The sequence below is a fragment of the Rheinheimera baltica genome (assembly GCF_030731985.1).
Lineage (GTDB): Bacteria > Pseudomonadota > Gammaproteobacteria > Enterobacterales > Alteromonadaceae > Alishewanella > Alishewanella baltica.
Window position 1 is genome coordinate 161,175 of the sequence record NZ_JAPJDY010000010.1, and the last position, 18,625, is coordinate 179,799.

The 18,625-nt window shown below is 44.0% G+C and carries 19 protein-coding genes; 14 read left to right on the forward strand and 5 right to left on the reverse strand.

Annotated elements, in window-relative coordinates:
• Nucleotides 1–38 precede the first annotated feature (38 nt).
• Nucleotides 39–212, reverse strand: a complete 174-nt coding sequence (locus ORJ00_RS16710; RefSeq protein ID WP_306140388.1) for a hypothetical protein — start codon at nt 210–212, stop codon at nt 39–41.
• 235 nt (nt 213–447) lie between these two features.
• Here ORJ00_RS16710 and ORJ00_RS16715 point away from each other — a divergent pair, with 235 nt between their 5' ends.
• A complete protein-coding gene (locus ORJ00_RS16715; RefSeq protein WP_027670331.1) occupies nt 448–690 on the forward strand; it encodes a helix-turn-helix domain-containing protein in 243 nt (80 codons plus the stop codon).
• Between the two features lie 15 nt (nt 691–705).
• Here ORJ00_RS16715 and ORJ00_RS16720 read toward each other — a convergent pair whose 3' ends face one another.
• The 4 genes from ORJ00_RS16720 to ORJ00_RS16735 form a co-directional block, all read right to left on the reverse strand.
• Nucleotides 706–2,040 (reverse strand): AmpG family muropeptide MFS transporter, encoded by a 1,335-nt coding sequence (locus ORJ00_RS16720; protein WP_306140389.1) that lies wholly within the window; start codon nt 2,038–2,040, stop codon nt 706–708.
• A gap of 439 nt (nt 2,041–2,479) precedes the next feature.
• Nucleotides 2,480–3,070: a peptidylprolyl isomerase gene (locus tag ORJ00_RS16725; protein ID WP_027670334.1), complete on the reverse strand. Its 591-nt coding sequence runs from the start codon at nt 3,068–3,070 to the stop codon at nt 2,480–2,482.
• A gap of 1 nt (nt 3,071) precedes the next feature.
• Nucleotides 3,072–3,623 (reverse strand): YajG family lipoprotein, encoded by a 552-nt coding sequence (locus ORJ00_RS16730; protein ID WP_305975819.1) that lies wholly within the window; start codon nt 3,621–3,623, stop codon nt 3,072–3,074.
• A 2-nt stretch (nt 3,624–3,625) separates the two neighbouring features.
• On the reverse strand, nt 3,626–4,789 hold the full coding sequence (locus tag ORJ00_RS16735) for a methyltransferase (RefSeq protein ID WP_306140390.1): 1,164 nt from the start codon (nt 4,787–4,789) through the stop codon (nt 3,626–3,628).
• A 23-nt stretch (nt 4,790–4,812) separates the two neighbouring features.
• Between ORJ00_RS16735 and ORJ00_RS16740 the strand changes: the two genes are divergently transcribed.
• The 13 genes from ORJ00_RS16740 (at nt 4,813) to ORJ00_RS16800 (ending at nt 18,619) form a co-directional block, all read left to right on the forward strand.
• On the forward strand, nt 4,813–5,445 hold the full coding sequence (locus ORJ00_RS16740; RefSeq protein ID WP_205623172.1) for an alpha-ketoglutarate-dependent dioxygenase AlkB family protein: 633 nt from the start codon (nt 4,813–4,815) through the stop codon (nt 5,443–5,445).
• Between the two features lie 127 nt (nt 5,446–5,572).
• Entirely contained in the window at nt 5,573–5,914 is a 342-nt protein-coding gene (locus ORJ00_RS16745) for a BolA family protein (RefSeq protein WP_027670338.1), read from the forward strand.
• A 118-nt stretch (nt 5,915–6,032) separates the two neighbouring features.
• Nucleotides 6,033–7,226, forward strand: a complete 1,194-nt coding sequence (fabV, locus tag ORJ00_RS16750) for an enoyl-ACP reductase FabV (RefSeq protein ID WP_027670339.1) — start codon at nt 6,033–6,035, stop codon at nt 7,224–7,226.
• Nucleotides 7,227–7,546: 320 nt separating this feature from the next.
• Nucleotides 7,547–8,884, forward strand: coding sequence for a Na(+)-translocating NADH-quinone reductase subunit A (locus tag ORJ00_RS16755; protein ID WP_306138233.1), 1,338 nt, complete (start codon nt 7,547–7,549; stop codon nt 8,882–8,884).
• A 2-nt stretch (nt 8,885–8,886) separates the two neighbouring features.
• Complete coding sequence (locus ORJ00_RS16760) at nt 8,887–10,092, forward strand: NADH:ubiquinone reductase (Na(+)-transporting) subunit B (protein ID WP_027670341.1); 1,206 nt, start codon at nt 8,887–8,889, stop codon at nt 10,090–10,092.
• Complete coding sequence (locus tag ORJ00_RS16765) at nt 10,085–10,870, forward strand: Na(+)-translocating NADH-quinone reductase subunit C (protein ID WP_306140391.1); 786 nt, start codon at nt 10,085–10,087, stop codon at nt 10,868–10,870. The genes ORJ00_RS16760 and ORJ00_RS16765 overlap by 8 nt, the downstream gene beginning before the upstream one ends.
• Nucleotides 10,863–11,492 carry an NADH:ubiquinone reductase (Na(+)-transporting) subunit D gene (locus ORJ00_RS16770; protein WP_305975827.1) on the forward strand — a complete coding sequence of 210 codons (630 nt, stop codon included), beginning with the start codon at nt 10,863–10,865 and terminating at the stop codon, nt 11,490–11,492. The genes ORJ00_RS16765 and ORJ00_RS16770 overlap by 8 nt, the downstream gene beginning before the upstream one ends.
• Nucleotides 11,493–11,502: 10 nt before the next feature.
• Complete coding sequence (gene nqrE, locus ORJ00_RS16775) at nt 11,503–12,111, forward strand: NADH:ubiquinone reductase (Na(+)-transporting) subunit E (protein ID WP_027670344.1); 609 nt, start codon at nt 11,503–11,505, stop codon at nt 12,109–12,111.
• Nucleotides 12,112–12,129: 18 nt separating this feature from the next.
• Nucleotides 12,130–13,362 (forward strand): NADH:ubiquinone reductase (Na(+)-transporting) subunit F, encoded by a 1,233-nt coding sequence (gene nqrF, locus ORJ00_RS16780; protein WP_027670345.1) that lies wholly within the window; start codon nt 12,130–12,132, stop codon nt 13,360–13,362.
• A gap of 62 nt (nt 13,363–13,424) precedes the next feature.
• Nucleotides 13,425–14,450 (forward strand): FAD:protein FMN transferase, encoded by a 1,026-nt coding sequence (locus ORJ00_RS16785; protein WP_306140393.1) that lies wholly within the window; start codon nt 13,425–13,427, stop codon nt 14,448–14,450.
• Nucleotides 14,451–14,460: 10 nt separating this feature from the next.
• A complete protein-coding gene (gene nqrM / locus ORJ00_RS16790) occupies nt 14,461–14,673 on the forward strand; it encodes a (Na+)-NQR maturation NqrM (RefSeq protein WP_027670347.1) in 213 nt (70 codons plus the stop codon).
• 355 nt (nt 14,674–15,028) lie between these two features.
• Entirely contained in the window at nt 15,029–15,886 is an 858-nt protein-coding gene (locus ORJ00_RS16795) for an MBL fold metallo-hydrolase (protein ID WP_306140394.1), read from the forward strand.
• An 84-nt stretch (nt 15,887–15,970) separates the two neighbouring features.
• Entirely contained in the window at nt 15,971–18,619 is a 2,649-nt protein-coding gene (locus ORJ00_RS16800; protein WP_306140395.1) for a hybrid sensor histidine kinase/response regulator, read from the forward strand.
• Nucleotides 18,620–18,625: the final 6 nt, after the last annotated feature.

Below are 18,625 nucleotides of genomic sequence, written 5' to 3' on the forward strand. Positions count from 1 at the left end.
TTGTAAATAAAAAGATACATTATTGCTGCTAATTGAGCTTAGCGCTGAGTTAGCAGCATAATCGTCCATAAACTAATGGCAATTGCAAAGTTAAAACCAAGAATATAGCCAAATCCTTTCCATCCCTGCTTTATGCCCCAACCATGCTGCTTTAGATACCAATACCAAATAGCACACATTATTACTGGCAATAAATACAATAGCTTAAGCATTTCTTATCTCTTCAGTTTTATTAACGCTGTTTACAGCATTATCCGCGAAACACCTTCGCATACCAAACTGTAAAGCATCTTTACAGTTTTTAACGCTTGTAGCTGTACGCTTATCGCATCCTGTGGTTTAATTAACCGATTTTTATTGCTTATTGCGCTAGCAATAAGGTTTGCATTTTTTGCAGGAAGTATTATTTATATAATAAAAGCGTAACACGCTGGGAGAAGAAAAAACATGAAAGGTACTAAAAGCGTTATTTCAGATGAAAATAAACGTCTGTGTGTCTGGCTTAAACGACAACGTCAAGAAAAAGGCCATACGATGCGCAGTTTGTCTGAAATATTAGGAACGCCGCATTCTTTTATTGGTAAAGTAGAAAATCAGGAGCGTCGGCTGGATGTGATTGAGTATGTCCGCTACTGCCAAGCGCTCGATGTTGATCCCACGGAAGGATTAAAACAGGTTTTAACCGCCTGATTTAAAAAAACGCCGCTAACCAGCGGCGTGTTGTTTTATGGTGTTATACCTTGCCAAGGCGATAATCAACAGCAATGCGGGGATCCCCATAACCCCGGTCATAACCAAAAACGGCCCAAACCCCCATTGCTCTACCCAATGCCCGGAAAAGCCACCGGCAAATTTGGGTAATAGCAGCATTAGTGAACTGAACATAGCATATTGTGTTGCTGTAAAGGCCAGATTAACCAACGACGATAAATAAGCAATAAAAGCACTTGTGGCGATACCCGCACTGAGGTTGTCAGCAGAGATAATGAGGGTTAACCATGCTAAGTCATAACCAATTTGGCTTAACGCGGCAAAAAGTAGATTTGTCACTGCGCTGAGCAAGGCACCGACAAACAGGATCCGTAATGTTCCAAAGCGATTGATTAAAACGCCGCCCAGTGCCGCGCCTACTAACGTCATGATAACACCATAGATTTTCGATACACTGGCCACTTCTTCTTTGCTGTAGCCCATGTCTACATAAAAAACGTTTGCCATCACGCCCATTACAACGTCGGAAAGACGATAGCAGGCAATCAGTGCCAGAATAAGCAGTGCATGCCACTTGTATCGGCTAAAGAAATCGGTAAAGGGTGCCACCACCGCTTGCTGTAACCAGGCCGCAAAGCGTTGCAGTACGTTACCTTGTATTGCGCTGTGCTGTTGTAAGTTGCTAAGGGGTTCTTTGCTAAGAAGGGTTGTCAGTATACCAGGCAGCATACACAGTGCCATTATCAGATAAGCGCGCTGCCAGCCCACCAAATCATAGCCCTGATTGTCTGAAAACAAGGCAGCTAACCAGAGTGTGCCGGCAGAAGCCAGTATCATTGCCAGCCTGTAACCGGTTAAATAAGCAGCAGCAAGAGCCGCTTGCATTTGCTCGGGAGCACTCTCAATACGAAAGGCATCAACATTAATATCCTGAGTAGCCGAGGCAAAAGCCAACAGTACAGCAAAAGCCGCCATTAACGCCAGTTCTTGCTTTGGATCCATGCCGGACATAAATAGTACAGCAATCATGACAGCCAGTTGTGATATGAGCAGCCAACTTCGACGTCTGCCTAACATGTTATGTAAATAAGGGATCTGTAAATGGTCTGCCAGTGGTGACCAAAGCCACTTAATAGCATATGCCAGGGCTACCCAGCTAAAGTAACCAATATCGGCGCGAGAAACACCGGCTTCGCGCAACCAAAAAGATAACACGCCAAATACCAGCATTAAGGGTAAGCCACTGGAGAATCCCAGAATAAAAATGGCAAGAACCCGGCGTTGGCAATAAATGCTGAGGCTTTTTAGCCAGGCAAGGTAATACGGCAAGACGACACCCGTTAAAAAAACTAAGTTGTTGTAGCTTACCTGTCAGTGTTCAGCGGTCAAGTGTTTATGGTCTGACACCAATACAGTCAATAGGAGCCATGCCTCGTCCTTTTAAATAGCATATGCAGTCCTGAATATTTCTGCGCAACTTTTTATTTTCTCGCAAAGTGGCATCAGGCCAGAACTCGAGCTGATGAATTAAATGCCAGAACACACGTTCGTGGTGTGTATAGGGTAGATGTGATGCTTTACTTAATTGCGCCCATTCTTCTAGGGTATCCCAAACAAACAAATGTAGCTCGCTGTGCGCTAAGCGCCCACGCAAGTATCGTGATATGTAAAAAATCAGCTGTTGCGATTTCTGTTCAATGAAATGGTTTGACATACTTAGCTTAACAGCACCCGATAGTTACTACTGTTAGACCAAGTATAGCCGGTTTTACTGCTCTGGCAGTACAACTGCTGTTTTTAGTATAACCTTTTCAACGGGTACATTGGGCCAACCGAGCTCTACAGAAGTATCTGTCTGAATTGCCCTGATTTTCTCAATAACGTCCATGCCTTCGGTAATATAACCAAACACGGCATATCCCCAGCTGCGGCCTGGATCTAAATGGGCATTATCGGCAAGGTTAAAGAAAAATTGGCTTGTTGCGCTATGCGGGTCGTTAAGTCTGGCCATGGCTATAGTGCCAAGCTGGTTTTTGCTACCGTTACCTGACTCATTAAAAATGGGCTTATATTCCTCTATAGCCTTGTATTGTGCATCGTAGCCGCCGCCTTGTAATACAAATTCAGGTTCTAGTCGGTGAAATATCGTATTGTTATAGCGGTTTTCTTTTACATAGCTTAGAAAATTATTCACCGTTAACGGTGCTTTACTGCGGTCTAACTCGACTACAATATCGCCATGAGTGGTCATCAGCTTAACTTTAGGATACAGGTTATTGGGCTGAACAAATTGGCCTTTCTCGGCAAGTGCATTTACTGATGTGAATGCAAACAGTATGACTAAATACCAATAACGCATGTTAACTCCTTACCGCCTGATGCCAACTGGTGTCCTGAAGTATTTGCCCTAACACCTGCTCAGTGAGCAAGCGTAGTTCGCGTTCAACTGCAGCAATATCCATCTGAAATGGTGCGGTAAAACTGCTGCTGCCCGAATAGTTTTTACTAAAGGTGCCAGTTGAGTTTTGCACAAATAAGGTAAAAGCAACCTGATTGTTTACGGCGTGCTCAAGTGTACGCTGATCTACCAAGGCCTGAAGTTGTACTAATTTTAACGTCATCTGTGTGCTGCTGTTCACATCTAAGTTGGCACCTTGTGCTGTGAACGCCTGTTGCAGGGTTTGTTCAAGTTGTAGTCTTACATCGTTACTTGTTTCTATTTTTTCTACATCGTTGCCTTTACGTAATTGCAAACTATAAGCAATTGCGCGTACATCGCTAACAGAAAAAGCAAAGCGGCTTTGTTGCAGCGAGTTGCTGGTTACAGCAAATACCTGAGGAGCCAGAATAAAATTTGGTACAGAACTGGCACAACCGACTAACAATAAGCTTACTAAGATTATAAAGGGCATGTTTAACTCCTTTTTGTCGCATCTAATATAACAAATTTGGCGTCAGCAGCCAGTTGTCGGCAGTTACCAAATAATCGTTTTAGTATGTCGGCATAGCCCAGATGGCGGTTGGCCACGATACGCAGATGCCCCCCTTGTTTTAAAACACGTTTCGCGTCATTAAACATTTGACTGGCAATATGGCTGGTTACCGCATGTTGTTGATGAAATGGTGGATTACATAATATGTAGTCCGCCGTTTTATCACCTTGTTTGCTTAAACAATCGTCTGTAATAAAATCGCATTGAGACAATTTATCCGGCAAGTTTTCGGCAATAGTCATTTTTGCAGACTCCACTGCCATATAAGACTCATCACAACAAATCAGTGCAATGTCGTCGCATTGCTGCAGCAATTTTAAGCCTAATACACCATTACCACAGCCAAGATCAATAACCGTTTGTCCTGCAGTTATCAGGGGTAAATGCTGCAAAAAAAAACGCGCGCCCTGGTCCAGTTTTTCACGTGAAAAAACATTGGCATGATTTACAACGATATTACTACTGTCATCTAAAGGCCAGCGCAAGGGAAAGTTTACTGCTGCCGAAGGCTTTAGCTTTGCATTAAATTGACACTGAATTAAACGACATTTTTTAACTGTAAGTGAAGCCGTGGTTGGGCCCAGTGTATTGTCAAACATGGCCAGTACATTGCGAGTGATATCTTTAGCTTTAGCACTGGCGAGTATTATGCCGTCGCTATGTGCCACTGTAGCAAGTTGCTGCAAAATAAATTGCAGGTAACTGTGATTATTGGGCAGCTTTAGCAGCACGATGTCAGGGTGGTTAGGGTAAGCTTGTAAACTACTTTGTTGATGCAATTGGCCCAGCGGAAGTTTGTTCTGTTCGCGGTTGTAGCGAGTACCTTGTTCAGCTAACAATGAGTCATTAACCTGAACTTGTTCGAGGTTTGCCAGTGCGCATGATAAGGCACCAAAACTGTCATTAATAATTAATATTTTCGGCTGACGGTTGTGACTCGTTGTAAACTGCGCTGCCGCTTCTAGCGTATGTTGGATGAGTAACTCGTCAGCTGCGTCCCAAGCCTGTAAACTTGAATTAGGTTGATTAAGAGGCCAGCGACATAATTGCAGGCTGCCGCCAGCATAAGTAAAGGTGTTATTCATAGTGGCACTAGTGGTGAAATAAGATGAGCATTTTGACACGGCAAGTGCATACCGACAACCGGCAATCTGTGGTGCAGCAATTTAACTTGCCAGACGCCAGTTTGCACCTTTGGCCTCAGTGGTTGGAACCGCAACGCGCTTTGGCTTTACAATTGCAACTTGAGCATGAACTCCAGTGGGCTCAAGACAGTATAATGATGTTTGGCAGGTCGGTGAAAATACCTCGCCAGCAAGTTTGGATGGGAGAGCCTCATTGTCAATATCGCTACTCCGGCGTTACCTTTTTGCCGCAGCCTTGGCATCCAATAGTTCAGCAGCTTGCCATAGACGTTAGCGACTTTTTGCAGCGGCCATTTAACTGTGTATTGCTGAACTTATATGCAAATGGACAGCAGCACATGGGTTGGCATGCTGACAATGAGCCTGAACTGGGGCATGATCCATTTATAGCATCCATAAGTGTTGGCGCAGCACGTCGCTTTGAATTCAAGCATAGGTCTGCACCATGGCAGCTAGCAATGGAACTAATGTCTGGCAGTTTGTTAACCATGTCGGCAGGGTGCCAACAGCATTGGCTTCATCGCTTACCTAAGCAAAGTAAAATAAACCAAGGTCGGCTTAATTTGACCTTTCGTTATATTGAAGCGAAGCCTTAGACAAATTTATTTTTAGTAACGCCACCAGCCCGTTACTCGTTATAAATTAGCTTGACAGCAAAAGTTGCTGGCAAGTTTACCGCAGGCATCTAGAGTTAGTGAAAAGGACTTAAAAAGGATTAGGGCTATGTTGATTCATACCGCAATTGAACAGAAACTATTTAGTGCATTTGATCCTGTGTTCCTTGAAGTGGTGAATGAAAGTCACCTACATAATGTACCAAGAGGATCAGAGTCTCATTTCAAAGTTGTTATTGTAACGCCCGCTTTCGATGGCATGCGTTTATTGCAGCGTCATCGTGCTGTCAATGCCGTTGTTGCTGAAGAGCTGGCAGAGAAAATTCATGCTTTGGCGCTGCATACTTACACCCCTTCCGAGTGGTATGAGTATTATGCAGAGAAACCGCCAGTATCACCGCGGTGCTATGGCGGCAGTCAAACCAACAAAAACGAAAAAGCGTCCGTGTGACGCTTTTTTTCTACTCGTTTTTTCACCTACTCGTTAATAAAATGGCTGATCAGACCTGTTTTCTGCGGTAAAGTTTTACACTAGCGTCAATTTTGTCGAGACAACAGCAGGAGCTGTCATGGTTATTCAACCGAAAATTCGTGGTTTTATCTGTACTAACGCCCATCCTGTCGGCTGTGCCGAACATGTTAAAGAACAAATTGAATATGTAAAAACACTCGGTCCAGTTGCCAATGGTCCTAAGAATGTGTTGGTTGTTGGCGCATCAACGGGTTACGGTCTTGCATCACGCATTACAGCAACCTTTGGTTCTAATGCGAAAACCCTAGGGGTATTTTTCGAGAAAGAACCAACAGAAAGTAAAACTGGATCGGCTGGCTGGTATAACACTGCTGCGTTTGAGCAGGCTGCAAATGCAGCAGGTGTGTGGAATAAACACATTAACGGTGATGCATTTACTGACGAGTTAAAAGCGCAAGCAATAGATATTATCCGCAGCGAAATGGGTAAAATTGATTTGGTTGTATACAGTCTGGCTGCACCACGGCGCAAAGATCCTGTAACGGGTGAGGTATTTAGTTCTGTACTTAAACCTATAGGCCAATCGTATACTGCCAGAACGTTAAATACGACTAAGCGTGAAATAGAAGACGTTTCCGTTGATCCCGCCAATGATGATGAAATTTATCAAACAGTAAAAGTAATGGGTGGTGAAGACTGGGAGCGCTGGCTTGATCAGTTAAATGCAGCCGGTGTCTTGGCCGATAATTGCCAAACTGTAGCCTATACCTACATAGGTAAAGAGCTTACCTGGCCCATTTACGGTAAAGCAACGATAGGTAAAGCAAAAGAAGATTTAGACCGTGCCGCTGCTGCTATTACTGCAAAGCTTACCGATAAGAAAGGAAAAGCCTACGTTGCTTCTTTAAAAGCATTGGTAACACAGGCAAGTTCAGCCATTCCCATTATGCCGCTGTATATTTCACTGCTGTACCGTGTAATGAAAGAAGAGGGAACGCATGAGGGGTGTATTGAGCAGATTAACGGCCTGTTCCGTCAAGGGTTATACCACAGCGACCCAGTTATGGATGAGGCAGGACGTCTGCGTCAGGATGGTAAAGAGCTGAGTGATCATATTCAGCAAGCCGTTAAAGATTTATGGGGCCAGGTCACGACCGATACTATTGACACCTTAACTGATTATAAAGGCTATCATAATGAATTTCTTAGGTTATTTGGCTTTGGGTATAGCCATGTTGACTATGATGCTGACGTGGCCTCCTTTGTGCCGTTGCAGAATATTATTAAGTAAATAACAAAAGCCGCCTATTGGCGGCTTTTGTTTGCTAAAAATTGGACTAAAGTTGACTAGAATTTGTTGTGATAAAACACTAATGTCGCGACGCCATGCCGCTAGCCTAATGGTGATAAAGTTCCGTGAGTTCGCTGGAAAATTTGCTTAATAGCATAGATAGGCAGTGTTAATAATGATAGAATTCGCGACTTTAATACGTGTATCTGGTGTAAAAATAAGCAGTGGGACACCCTGACTAATTAACTCCGGATGCGCTGCGCTCTGAGCAGCTGAAAAACTAGGCCCTGTTTCTTCCCAAAATAGTAGTGCAAGTACGTATGATAAAACTCAAAAAAGGCTTGGACATTCCCCTCGCGGGCAGTCCTAAACAAGAGATCAGTACGGGCAATTCCATTAAAACTGTCGCTGTATTAGGCGAAGAGTATATTGGTATGCGTCCAACCATGTCGGTTGAAGTTGGTGATACAGTAAAAAAAGGTCAGGTGCTTTTCGAAGATAAGAAAACACCTGGCGTGAAATTTACTGCACCGTTGGCGGGTAAGGTTACTGCTGTTAACCGTGGTGCGAAACGTGTTTTGCAATCTGTAGTTATTGAAGCTGCAGGCAATGACGCGATTAAATTCGCTACCTATTCAGCGGACCAGCTTGCTGGCTTAAGCCGCGAACAGGTGACACAGAATTTGGTTGACTCAGGGCTTTGGGTAGCACTGCGCACCCGGCCGTTTAGTCAAACACCTGCTATTGACAGCACGCCAAAGGCGATTTTTGTCAACGCTATGGATACCAATCCATTGGCAGCTGATCCGGCTGTCATTATTGCTACGGAAACTGAAGCTTTTACTTATGGCTTAACGGTATTGTCCGCGCTGACTGATGGCAAGCTGTACTTGACAAAAAAAGCTGGCGCCGTAATACCGTCAACCAGTAAAACTGAAGTGGCTGAGTTTGATGGTCCTCATCCAGCTGGTTTGGTCGGTACGCACATTCATCAGTTAGATCCGGTAAGTGCAAAAAAAGTGGTTTGGCACATTGGCTATCAGGATGTTATTGCCATTGGTAAACTATTTACTACTGGAGAGTTACATAGCGAGCGTGTTTATGCGCTGGCTGGGCCAGCGGTTAAGCAACCACGTTTAATTAAAGCAGTACTTGGCGCTTCTGTTGCTGAGTTAACTGAAGGTGAACTGGCTGAAGGTCAAAACCGTATCATTTCTGGCTCAGTGTTATCTGGCGCTACTGCACATGGTGTTCACGGCTATGTTGGTCGTTTCCACACTCAGGTATCAGTACTGGCTGAAGGTTTTGATAAAGAATTTTTAGGCTGGATTGCGCCGGGAGCAAGTAAGTTCTCAGTAACCCGTGCTTACCTGTCACACCTGAGTCCAAAGCGGTTATTTAACATGACCACCACGACAAACGGCTCTGCACGTGCCATGGTGCCAATTGGTAATTACGAGCGTGTTGTACCGTTGGATATTCTGCCTACTTTGTTACTGCGTGACATGATCTCCGGTGATACTGATGGCGCTCAGACGTTGGGTTGTCTGGAGTTAGATGAAGAAGATCTGGCACTGTGCACCTTTGTGTGTCCGGGTAAATACGACTACGGCACCATTTTGCGTAATTGCCTGACGACCATTCAGAAGGAAGGCTAATCATGAGTTTAAAGCATTTTTTAGAGCGCATTGAGCCATCATTTGAAAAAGGTGGCAAATACGAAAAGTGGTATGCGTTGTATGAAGCCGTTGCCACTGTATTATACACACCTGGTCTAGTAACTAAAAATGGTACTCACGTACGTGATAGCATTGATTTAAAACGGATCATGATTTTTGTTTGGTTGGCGTTGTTTCCAGCATTATTCTTCGGTATGTACAACATTGGCCACCAGGCAGTTATTGCGCTGCAAGCCGGTTTTGGTATGCCAGAGACCTGGCAGGTTGCAATATTCTCTGCTCTAGGGGGCGATCTCTCTGCTGCGTCAGGCTGGGGCAGTAAAATGCTCTATGGCGCCGTATGGTTTCTACCCATCTACGCAGTAACATTTATTGTTGGTGGTTTCTGGGAAGTGCTGTTTGCGTCGGTGCGTAAGCACGAAGTAAACGAAGGCTTCTTTGTAAGCTCGATATTATTCGCGCTAATTTTGCCTGCAACTATACCGTTGTGGCAGGTAGCATTGGGTATTACCTTCGGTGTGGTTATTGCGAAGGAAGTATTCGGTGGGACAGGCCGTAATTTCTTAAACCCGGCACTGGCTGGCCGCGCGTTTTTATTCTTTGCCTATCCTAGCAACATCTCAGGTGACTCAGTTTGGACTGTCGCTGATGGTTACTCCGGTGCGACCTGGTTAAGCAAAGCTGCTTCGGGTGATTTAGATTACGCGTCTAACACGCAACTTTGGTGGGATGCTTTCTACGGCTTTATTCCTGGTTCAGTCGGTGAAACGTCAGTATTAGCCCTATTAATAGGTGGTTTAGCGCTGATTTATTTCCGTATTGCGTCATGGCGTATTGTTGTTGGCGTTATGGTAGGCATGATTTTATCGGCGTACTTGTTTAACGCAGTTGGCTCTGAATCAAACGCTATGTTTGCCATGCCATGGCATTGGCATCTGGTGTTGGGTGGTTTTGCTATTGGTATGTTCTTTATGGCAACTGACCCAGTATCGGCTTCCTTTACCGACAAAGGTAAATGGGCTTACGGTATTTTGATTGGTTTTATGGTGGTGATGATTCGTGTGGTTAACCCGGCGTACCCTGAAGGTATGATGTTGGCAATACTGTTCGCAAACTTGTTCTCGCCATTGTTCGATTTCTTCGTGGCTCAGGCCAATATCAAGCGGAGGCTGGCACGTAATGTCTAGTAATAACGATAGCATTAGCAAAACGCTGATAGTAGTCATCTCTTTATGTCTGGTGTGTGCAGTCATTGTATCGACTGCGGCGGTACAATTGCGTCCGCAGCAAACAGCAAACAAATTGCTGGATTCTCAGAAAAACGTGTTGGCTGTTACCGGCTTATTATCGGGCTCAAATATCAACGAGTTGTACAGCAAGCACATTGCAGAACGCTTTGTTGATTTAGAGACGGGTGATTTAGTTGATAAACCAAAAGATTACGACTACCGCAAAGCGATGAAGGATCCTGAAACCAGCACGCGACTTGCTGGCGAAGAAGACATTGCTTCGATTAAAAGCCGTGCAAATATTGCTCCGGTGTACTTTGCTTATGAAAACGGTGTGGAGTCAGGTGAGCTGTCTGCCATCGTTCTACCCATTCATGGTTATGGCTTATGGTCTACTATGCATGCTTTCTTAGCTTTGGGTGCTGATGGTTCGACGATAAAAGGTCTGAATTATTATGAGCAGGGCGAGACAGCAGGATTAGGTGGCGAAGTGCAAAATCCGAAATGGGTGGCGCAGTTTGAAGGTAAAAAGTTACTGGATAAATCTGGTGAGCCAGCAATTAAAGTGGTTAAACCTGGTAATGCAAGCGCTGATTCTGCATTCGAAGTGGATGGTTTATCTGGCGCGACATTAACCAGTAACGGCGTACAGCACACTTTTGATTTCTGGGCAGGTGCTAAGGGTTTTGCCCCTTTCCTGACTAAAGTTCGTGAGGGAGCATTAAACAATGGCTAATGCAAAAGAAATTAAATCGGTCTTATTTGGGCCATTGCTGGCTAACAACCCTATAGCACTTCAAGTATTAGGTATTTGTTCTGCTTTAGCGGTAACCACAAAAATGGATAAAGCCTTGGTTATGTGTATTGCACTAACCTTAGTAACGGCTTTCTCTAACTTCTTTATCTCTTTAATACGTAACCATATCCCATCTAGTGTGCGGATTATTGTGCAAATGACTATTATCGCCTCTCTGGTAATTGTCGTTGATCAGCTGCTAAAAGCTTTTGCTTACGATGTTGCTAAAGAGCTGTCGGTATTCGTTGGTCTGATTATTACCAACTGTATTGTAATGGGACGTGCTGAAGCCTTTGCAATGAAAAGTGCGCCAGGTATTAGCTTCCTCGACGGTATTGGTAATGGCTTAGGTTATAGCTTTGTACTAATGACCGTAGCGTTTATTCGTGAGCTTGGTGGGTCTGGTACCGTATTTGGTGTCGAAATTATGCCGCTGGTTAAAGATGGCGGTTGGTACCAACCGATGGGTTTATTGTTGATGCCGCCTAGTGCGTTTATCATCATTGCCGGTTTTATCTGGGTACTGCGCACCTTCCGTACCGAGCAGGTTGAGAAGGCCTAAGGAGATAGAGATGGAACATTATATTAGTTTATTCGTAAGAGCCGTCTTTATTGAAAACCTGGCATTGGCTTTTTTTCTTGGTATGTGTACTTTTATTGCCGTATCGAAAAAAATCACCACAGCGTTCGGTTTAGGTATTGCCGTTACTGTTGTATTGGGTATTTCTGTACCGGTAAATAATCTTGTCTATCAAAACTTATTAGCGCCAGGCGCTTTGGGTTGGGCAGGCTTTCCAGAGGCAGATTTGAGTTTCCTGGGGTTCTTGACCTATATCGGTGTTATTGCTGCACTGGTTCAGATCCTGGAAATGATTTTAGACAAGTTTTTCCCTGCGTTATACAACGCCTTGGGTATATTCTTGCCGTTAATTACCGTTAACTGTGCCATTTTTGGTGCGGTAGCCTTTATGGTTGAGCGTGATTACAACTTTGGTGAGAGTGTTGTGTTTGGCATAGGCAGTGGCATTGGCTGGATGTTGGCCATCACATTGCTGGCAGGTATTCGTGAGAAGTTAAAATATGCAGATATTCCACACGGTTTACGTGGTCTGGGTATAACGTTCTTAATGGTTGGCTTAATGGGGTTAGGCTTTATGTCTTTCTCTGGTGTTTCACTGTAAGGGGTAAAGGCACAGAAGATGGAAAATGTAGACATATTTCTTGGCGTTGGCATGTTTACCTTAATGGTTCTGGCGTTAGTTGTTATAATTTTGGCAGCTAAATCTAAGTTAGTAGCCTCAGGTGACATCACGATCAGTATCAATGGTGATCCAACTAAAGCAATTAAAACCAAAGCGGGTGGCAAGCTTTTGGGTGCATTGGCAGACAAAGGTATTTTCTTGTCGTCAGCCTGTGGTGGTGGTGGTTCTTGTGGCCAGTGCCGTGTGCATGTCAAAGCGGGTGGCGGTGAAATTCTGCCAACAGAGCTAGGACACATCACCAAAGGTGAGGCTCGCGAAGGTTGTCGTTTGTCTTGTCAGGTAAATGTAAAAACTGACATGGACATTGAAGTTGAAGATGAAATCTTCGGCATCAAGAAATGGGAATGTGACGTTATTTCTAACGATAACAAAGCGACTTTTATCAAGGAGCTTAAGTTGCAAATTCCTGACGGCGAGTCTGTGCCGTTCCGTGCCGGTGGATATATTCAAATTGAAGCACCAGCGCACCATGTGAAATACAAGGACTTTGACGTCCCAGAGCAATTCCGTGGTGATTGGGAACGCTTTAAGTTTTTCACTCTGGAGTCAAAAGTAGACGAAGAGACTATTCGTGCTTATTCAATGGCGAACTATCCGGAAGAAGAAGGCATTATTATGTTGAACGTGCGTATTGCTACGCCGCCACCTAATAATCTGACACTGCCATGCGGTAAGATGTCGTCATTTATCTGGAGCTTAAAGCAGGGTGATAAAGTAACGATTTCAGGTCCATTTGGTGAGTTCTTCGCTAAAGAAACTGAAGCGGAAATGGTATTTATCGGTGGCGGTGCGGGTATGGCCCCGATGCGTTCACATATTTTTGATCAGTTACGCCGGTTGAAGTCTACGCGTAAAATTTCATTCTGGTACGGTGCACGTTCTAAACGTGAAATGTTCTACGTCGAAGATTTTGATATGCTAGCAGCTGAGAATGAGAATTTTGAATGGCACGTTGCGCTATCAGACCCTCAACCAGAAGATAACTGGAGTGGTTATACCGGTTTTATTCATAATGTTATTTATGAAAATTACCTGAAAAATCACAAAGCACCGGAAGACTGCGAGTTTTATATGTGTGGTCCGCCGATGATGAACAAAGCTGTGATCAACATGCTTAAAGATCTAGGCGTTGAAGATGAAAACATATTGTTAGATGATTTTGGTGGCTAACAGTTAATGTAACACCGAAAGGGGCGTCCGCAAGGCTGCCCCTTCTGCTTTCTGGAAACTATATGCGCGCGTTTTCTTTGATAAAATTGAGTATGGTATTAATGGTTTTGGCCATTACTGCCGCTTGCAGTCCTACTACATCTACCAACGAGCAAGTTCAGCTTAACGGCAGTACTATGGGGACTTATTATGTTGTTAAGTTTTACCCCGAGACAAAAGTTGATGCCGTTGATTTGCAGCAACAGATAGATATCGAATTGGAGTTAGTGAATGATTTAATGTCGACATATCGACCTGAATCCGAATTAATGAGGTTTAACCGTCACGAAGCCAATACAGAATTTACGCTATCAACTCAAACGTATACTGTTATGTCTGAGGCGATAAGATTGGCCAAGCAAACAGGCGGTGTACTAGACGTTACGGTAGGGCCCTTGGTTGAGTTATGGGGCTTTGGTGCCCACGGTAGAATAGAACATGCCCCAGTACCAAGTGACATTGAGCAGGCAAGGACCGTTGTCGGGTTTGATAAGTTGACTTTAACCAATAACGGTTTGATTAAGTCTGTTGTCGGTTTGGCTGTCGATTTGTCTACCATAGCAAAAGGCTATGGCGTTGATCGTGTCGCCGAAATTCTTCAGCAAAATGGTATCAATAATTACCTTGTCGAAATTGGCGGTGAAATGCGCATCAAGGGCAGCAAGCCTGAGGCGCAGCCTTGGAAAATAGCCATCGAAAAGCCGGTTAGTGCAGAGCGTAATGTACAGCGTATTTTACAAACCGGAGATATGGGCGTTGCCACCTCAGGCGATTATCGCAACTATTTTGAAGAAGATGGTATTCGCTACTCGCATTTAATAGATCCCCGCAGTGGCAAGCCGATACAGCATCGGACCGTGTCTGCGACGGTACTTCATCCATCCTGTATGACGGCGGATGGTTATGCTACTGCAATAAATGTTATGTCATCTGAGGAAGCTATTGCCTTTGCAAACCAGTATAATATTGCAGCGTTGCTGGTAGTTAAAACGGATGACGGTTTTAAAGAGCTGGTGTCCGACGCTTTTAAACCTTTTTTAACCGAATAGCGGAGTAGCTATGACGATATTTTTACTCACTTTTGCTTTGTTTCTTCTGGTTGTCGTGGCAATGGCATTAGGCTATCTGGTGCAGCGAAAAACCATCGCCGGTAGCTGTGGTGGTTTGGGTGAAATTGGTATAGAAAAGGCCTGTGACTGTGATAAACCCTGCGAAAAGCGGCAAAAGCGCTTAGAAAAAGAAAAATTCTGGCAGCAAAATAAGATTATTTAATAGATGTATTGCTTGGTTGTGCATAAAGCTGGCATTTTGCCAGCTTTTTCTTTTTAAGCGATAGTCGTTTTTACAACACGCTGTGGCTGACTCATCAACACTAACTATTAGAATATTATGATGTTCACTCTCCAATCTAACGGCAACTGATATAGGCGGAAGTGATCCAGATTACGCTAGCTAGCGTTGTTAGCATGTTACTATCATTGGACATTCCGATTTCTGATGTAATGACATTGGCTGTGTTAGCAATGCTGTTATATACCTAATTGCACGCGGTGTGATATTTACTGCACTTAACATTTCGGTATTGGCATTGATAATGCGAAGCAAGATTATTTTGGGATAAATAACCATGAACTATTCGATTATAGCCGCTTGCGGATTGATATTAACGGTATTCTCGGCGCAGGCAGATCGATTTGCTGATGTACAAATTAAAGAAACTGCGTTAGGCAGCAATATATATATGCTGTCCGGTGCTGGCGGTAATATGGCGACATTCGTTGCTGGCGACGAAGTGCTGCTGATTGATTCGCAGTATGCAGAATTAGCAGAAAAAATTCGTTCCAAAGTGCTGCAACTAAGTGCAGGAAAACCGTTAAGCCGGCTGATCAATACTCATGTACATGGTGATCATGTTGGTAGCAATGCCGCCTTATCTGCCGGCGTTGACATTATTGCACATCAAAATGTACTGATCCGCTTACAGCAGGATGGCGCTTTTCCTACAGCTGGTCTGCCAACCACAACTTTTATCGAACAGCTTCGCCTGCGTATGAACGGCATGACTGTGCGGTTAGATGCGATGCCGGCAAGTCATACTGACGGTGACATTGTTGTTTGGTTTGAAGAAGCCAATATCGTGCATATGGGGGATTTATTGTTTGAAGGGCGCTTTCCTTTTATTGATACTAGTAAAGGTGGGTCAGTAAAAGGGTATATAAACAATACCCGGCAACTAATAAACATGTTGAATGACACGACAAAAGTGATACCCGGGCATGGCAACTTGACGGATAAAGCCGGGGTGCAACGTTCATTAGCAATGATGGAAGCCACGTTGGCCATAGTGAATGAGTTTAAAGCGCAAGGTATGACAGAGCAACAAGCTGTAGACAAAGGACTGGGCGAGCAGTGGAAAAAATGGCATTGGAATTTTATAACGGAAGAACGGTGGATAAAAACCTTATATCACGCTGATGTAAACTAGTACTTGTCGCGTCGACTCGGGCTGGTTATGCTGTGTTCCTATGCAAAATGCAGAGCCGGTATCGGCTGACACGTCAGGGCAAGGATGAAGTTACGTGAAACCCTAGTTGCTTATATGCTGCCATTGCTGGTTTTACCAGTGATGGCGTTCGGCTTTATGGCATATCAGTTTAGCAAACAGTACATGCAGCAAGAGGCTTTTTTCAATGCAGAAAGGGCCTTAACCCGTCAGCAAATGCGCCTTACCAGCTTTTTAGCGCACCAACAAACGCGTTTGGCAATGTTGGCAACCAATCCACAGGTATTGCAGCATATTCAATCGGCAACGGCTGAATCGAAGCAGGCGGTGGAACAGCAATTTAGTCAGCTAATAACAACAGACCGCCTCATCCAGTCGGTAAAGTTGCTAAACCTGAATGGTGATTATGAAGCACAGGTACCCATTAAAACAGAGTCCTCTATTGTCCCTAACCGGTTTCGCAATGAATATTTTTCTTCTTTACAGGCTCAGGTAGATAAAGCCGGTTATTTTCTAGCGGAAGATACTGACAGCAATAGCCTTAAATTGTTTTTTGCACATAAGCTTTATGTTCCTTCAGTAACAGAGTCAAGGAGGCTGTGGGGCTACTTAGTTATTGTACTAAACCTTGACGTATTTGCTGAGACAGTAAGTTATCAGCACACCCCCAACAGCGTCACGCTGTTAATTAATCGCGCTGCTACTATTACCTATGCCAGTAATCCAGCGCTTATAGGTAGCGCATTTGCCCCAACAAACTTTAGAGCGATTCAACACAGTATTGACGCCGATCAATTTGCTGATGTCATCCTGTTGGGGCAAAGCCGGTTACTATTGGGAAAAAGTCTGCCCGGTTCTTATCAGTTACTGTATGGCATAGACGAAGATGAACTGCTAAACACACAGCATACTTTGTCTTTGGTACTGGTACTGTTGATAATATTAGTCTGTTTAATCCTGCCACTATTGGCGTATTGGTTACTGATCCGCAATATTTTCGAGCCTATTAAGCAATTAACCGCCGCTAAAACTGCTGTAGGCCGAGGTGATTTATCAACGTTATTAGAGGTTAAAAAGCAAGATGAATTAGGCGATATGTTCGCAGCATTCAATGTTATGGTTAGGCAGCTACGCGTCTATCGAGAACGTGAGCGTGCTTATAAACAGCAATTAGAAGATAAAGTCCTCAGGCGTACACAAGATTTGGCGCGCGTGAACGATGACTTGGCTGCTGCTAACCAGGAACTGATTCTGGCTCGAGAAACGGCAGAGCAAGCCAATAGATTGAAAAGTGTATTTTTAGCCAATATGAGTCATGAAATTCGTACACCGTTAACCGCTATTATTGGTTTTTCTGAACAAGCACAGCATGAGAATGACAGCATTAAGTTACAAAACTATCTGCAACGCGTGCTAAAAAGCGGTGATCATTTACTAAACCTGATTAATGATATTTTGGATTTATCCAAGATTGAGGCTGAAAAACTAGAGCTGAATTATGAAACCTTTGATTGCCTGGCGGTGATTGATGATGTTTATCAGCTCACTCGCAGTCAAGCTGAAGCCAAAGGTTTAAACTGCATATTACAGTTAAACTATCCATTACCACGTTATTTGCACAATGATGTTTTAAGATTTCGGCAGGTGCTGTTAAATTTAACCAGTAATTCAGTAAAGTTTACCCAGAAGGGCAAGATTGTCATTAGTCTGTCGTTTGACGTCGTCAGCCAGCAATTATTTATTCAGGTTAAAGACAGTGGTATTGGCATGAGCGTTGAAGAACTCAGTCGGATTTTTAAACCGTTCGTGCAAGCTGATGCCACGGTAACCCGTCACTATGGTGGGACCGGATTAGGGCTGTGTATTTCGAAAAAACTCATGCTGCAAATGGGTGGCGATATTCATGTTGAAAGTGTCAAAGGTATAGGGAGCTGTTTCGAGTTACAGTTTGATTGTGTAGCACAGCAACCCGAGTTGGTGACAAGCTTTACTAAAACAACCGCTGAAACCGATGTGATTTTGGAGGCAGATGCAGGGCGAAAATTACACATATTGGTAGCTGAGGACAACGTTGATAATCAACTGTTGTTACAACTAATGTTAGCAAAATCTAATGCCAGTTGTGAGGTCGTTGCCAATGGACATAAAGCAGTAGAGCGTGCTTTGGCCGATGACTTTGATCTTATCTTCATGGATATGCAAATGCCGTTAATGGGCGGAGAAGAGGCGACGCGTTTGATTCGGCATGCAGGTATTGAAACACCCATAATAGCTGTTACGGCAAATGTGATGTCTGAAGATTTGGAACGATATCGTCGCTCTGGTTGCCAGGACCTAATGCCTAAACCCATAATGCAAGTCGATTTGATAGCTATACTGACTAAATATGGTAAAGCTTCATCGCCTACAATTGACATACTGGCGCAACAGTTGGCGTTAGACCCGCAAATGCAAGCATTGAAACAGCAGTTTGCTGAGCAATTGCCTGCACTGGTAAAAGAATTACAACAATATTGCGGTTCCTCTCAGTGGCCGCAATTATCTTATGCAGCGCATAGTTTGAAAGGCAGCGCCGGCAGTATGGGCTATCCTGATATTACAGCACTTGCGGGAGAGTTAGAGCTAAATGCCAATAATAAACAATGTGAAAGTTGCGAAGCGTTAATTAAACGCATGTGGCAGGTAATTGCCAGCTCATCGCAGCAAGAAGCCTAGTGTGGT

Excerpts from the sequence above, each read along its gene's own strand:
- ORJ00_RS16710 (WP_306140388.1), bottom strand. The coding sequence starts at position 212 with ATGCTTAAGCTATTGTATTTATTGCCAGTAATAATGTGTGCTATTTGG.
- ORJ00_RS16715 (WP_027670331.1), top strand. The coding sequence starts at position 448 with ATGAAAGGTACTAAAAGCGTTATTTCAGATGAAAATAAACGTCTGTGT.
- ORJ00_RS16725 (WP_027670334.1), bottom strand. The coding sequence starts at position 3,070 with ATGCGTTATTGGTATTTAGTCATACTGTTTGCATTCACATCAGTAAAT.
- ORJ00_RS16730 (WP_305975819.1), bottom strand. The coding sequence starts at position 3,623 with ATGCCCTTTATAATCTTAGTAAGCTTATTGTTAGTCGGTTGTGCCAGT.
- ORJ00_RS16735 (WP_306140390.1), bottom strand. The coding sequence starts at position 4,789 with ATGAATAACACCTTTACTTATGCTGGCGGCAGCCTGCAATTATGTCGC.
- ORJ00_RS16740 (WP_205623172.1), top strand. The coding sequence starts at position 4,813 with ATGAGCATTTTGACACGGCAAGTGCATACCGACAACCGGCAATCTGTG.
- ORJ00_RS16745 (WP_027670338.1), top strand. The coding sequence starts at position 5,573 with ATGTTGATTCATACCGCAATTGAACAGAAACTATTTAGTGCATTTGAT.
- fabV (WP_027670339.1), top strand. The coding sequence starts at position 6,033 with ATGGTTATTCAACCGAAAATTCGTGGTTTTATCTGTACTAACGCCCAT.
- ORJ00_RS16755 (WP_306138233.1), top strand. The coding sequence starts at position 7,547 with ATGATAAAACTCAAAAAAGGCTTGGACATTCCCCTCGCGGGCAGTCCT.
- ORJ00_RS16760 (WP_027670341.1), top strand. The coding sequence starts at position 8,887 with ATGAGTTTAAAGCATTTTTTAGAGCGCATTGAGCCATCATTTGAAAAA.
- ORJ00_RS16765 (WP_306140391.1), top strand. The coding sequence starts at position 10,085 with ATGTCTAGTAATAACGATAGCATTAGCAAAACGCTGATAGTAGTCATC.
- ORJ00_RS16770 (WP_305975827.1), top strand. The coding sequence starts at position 10,863 with ATGGCTAATGCAAAAGAAATTAAATCGGTCTTATTTGGGCCATTGCTG.
- nqrE (WP_027670344.1), top strand. The coding sequence starts at position 11,503 with ATGGAACATTATATTAGTTTATTCGTAAGAGCCGTCTTTATTGAAAAC.
- nqrF (WP_027670345.1), top strand. The coding sequence starts at position 12,130 with ATGGAAAATGTAGACATATTTCTTGGCGTTGGCATGTTTACCTTAATG.
- ORJ00_RS16785 (WP_306140393.1), top strand. The coding sequence starts at position 13,425 with ATGCGCGCGTTTTCTTTGATAAAATTGAGTATGGTATTAATGGTTTTG.
- nqrM (WP_027670347.1), top strand. The coding sequence starts at position 14,461 with ATGACGATATTTTTACTCACTTTTGCTTTGTTTCTTCTGGTTGTCGTG.
- ORJ00_RS16795 (WP_306140394.1), top strand. The coding sequence starts at position 15,029 with ATGAACTATTCGATTATAGCCGCTTGCGGATTGATATTAACGGTATTC.
- ORJ00_RS16800 (WP_306140395.1), top strand. The coding sequence starts at position 15,971 with ATGAAGTTACGTGAAACCCTAGTTGCTTATATGCTGCCATTGCTGGTT.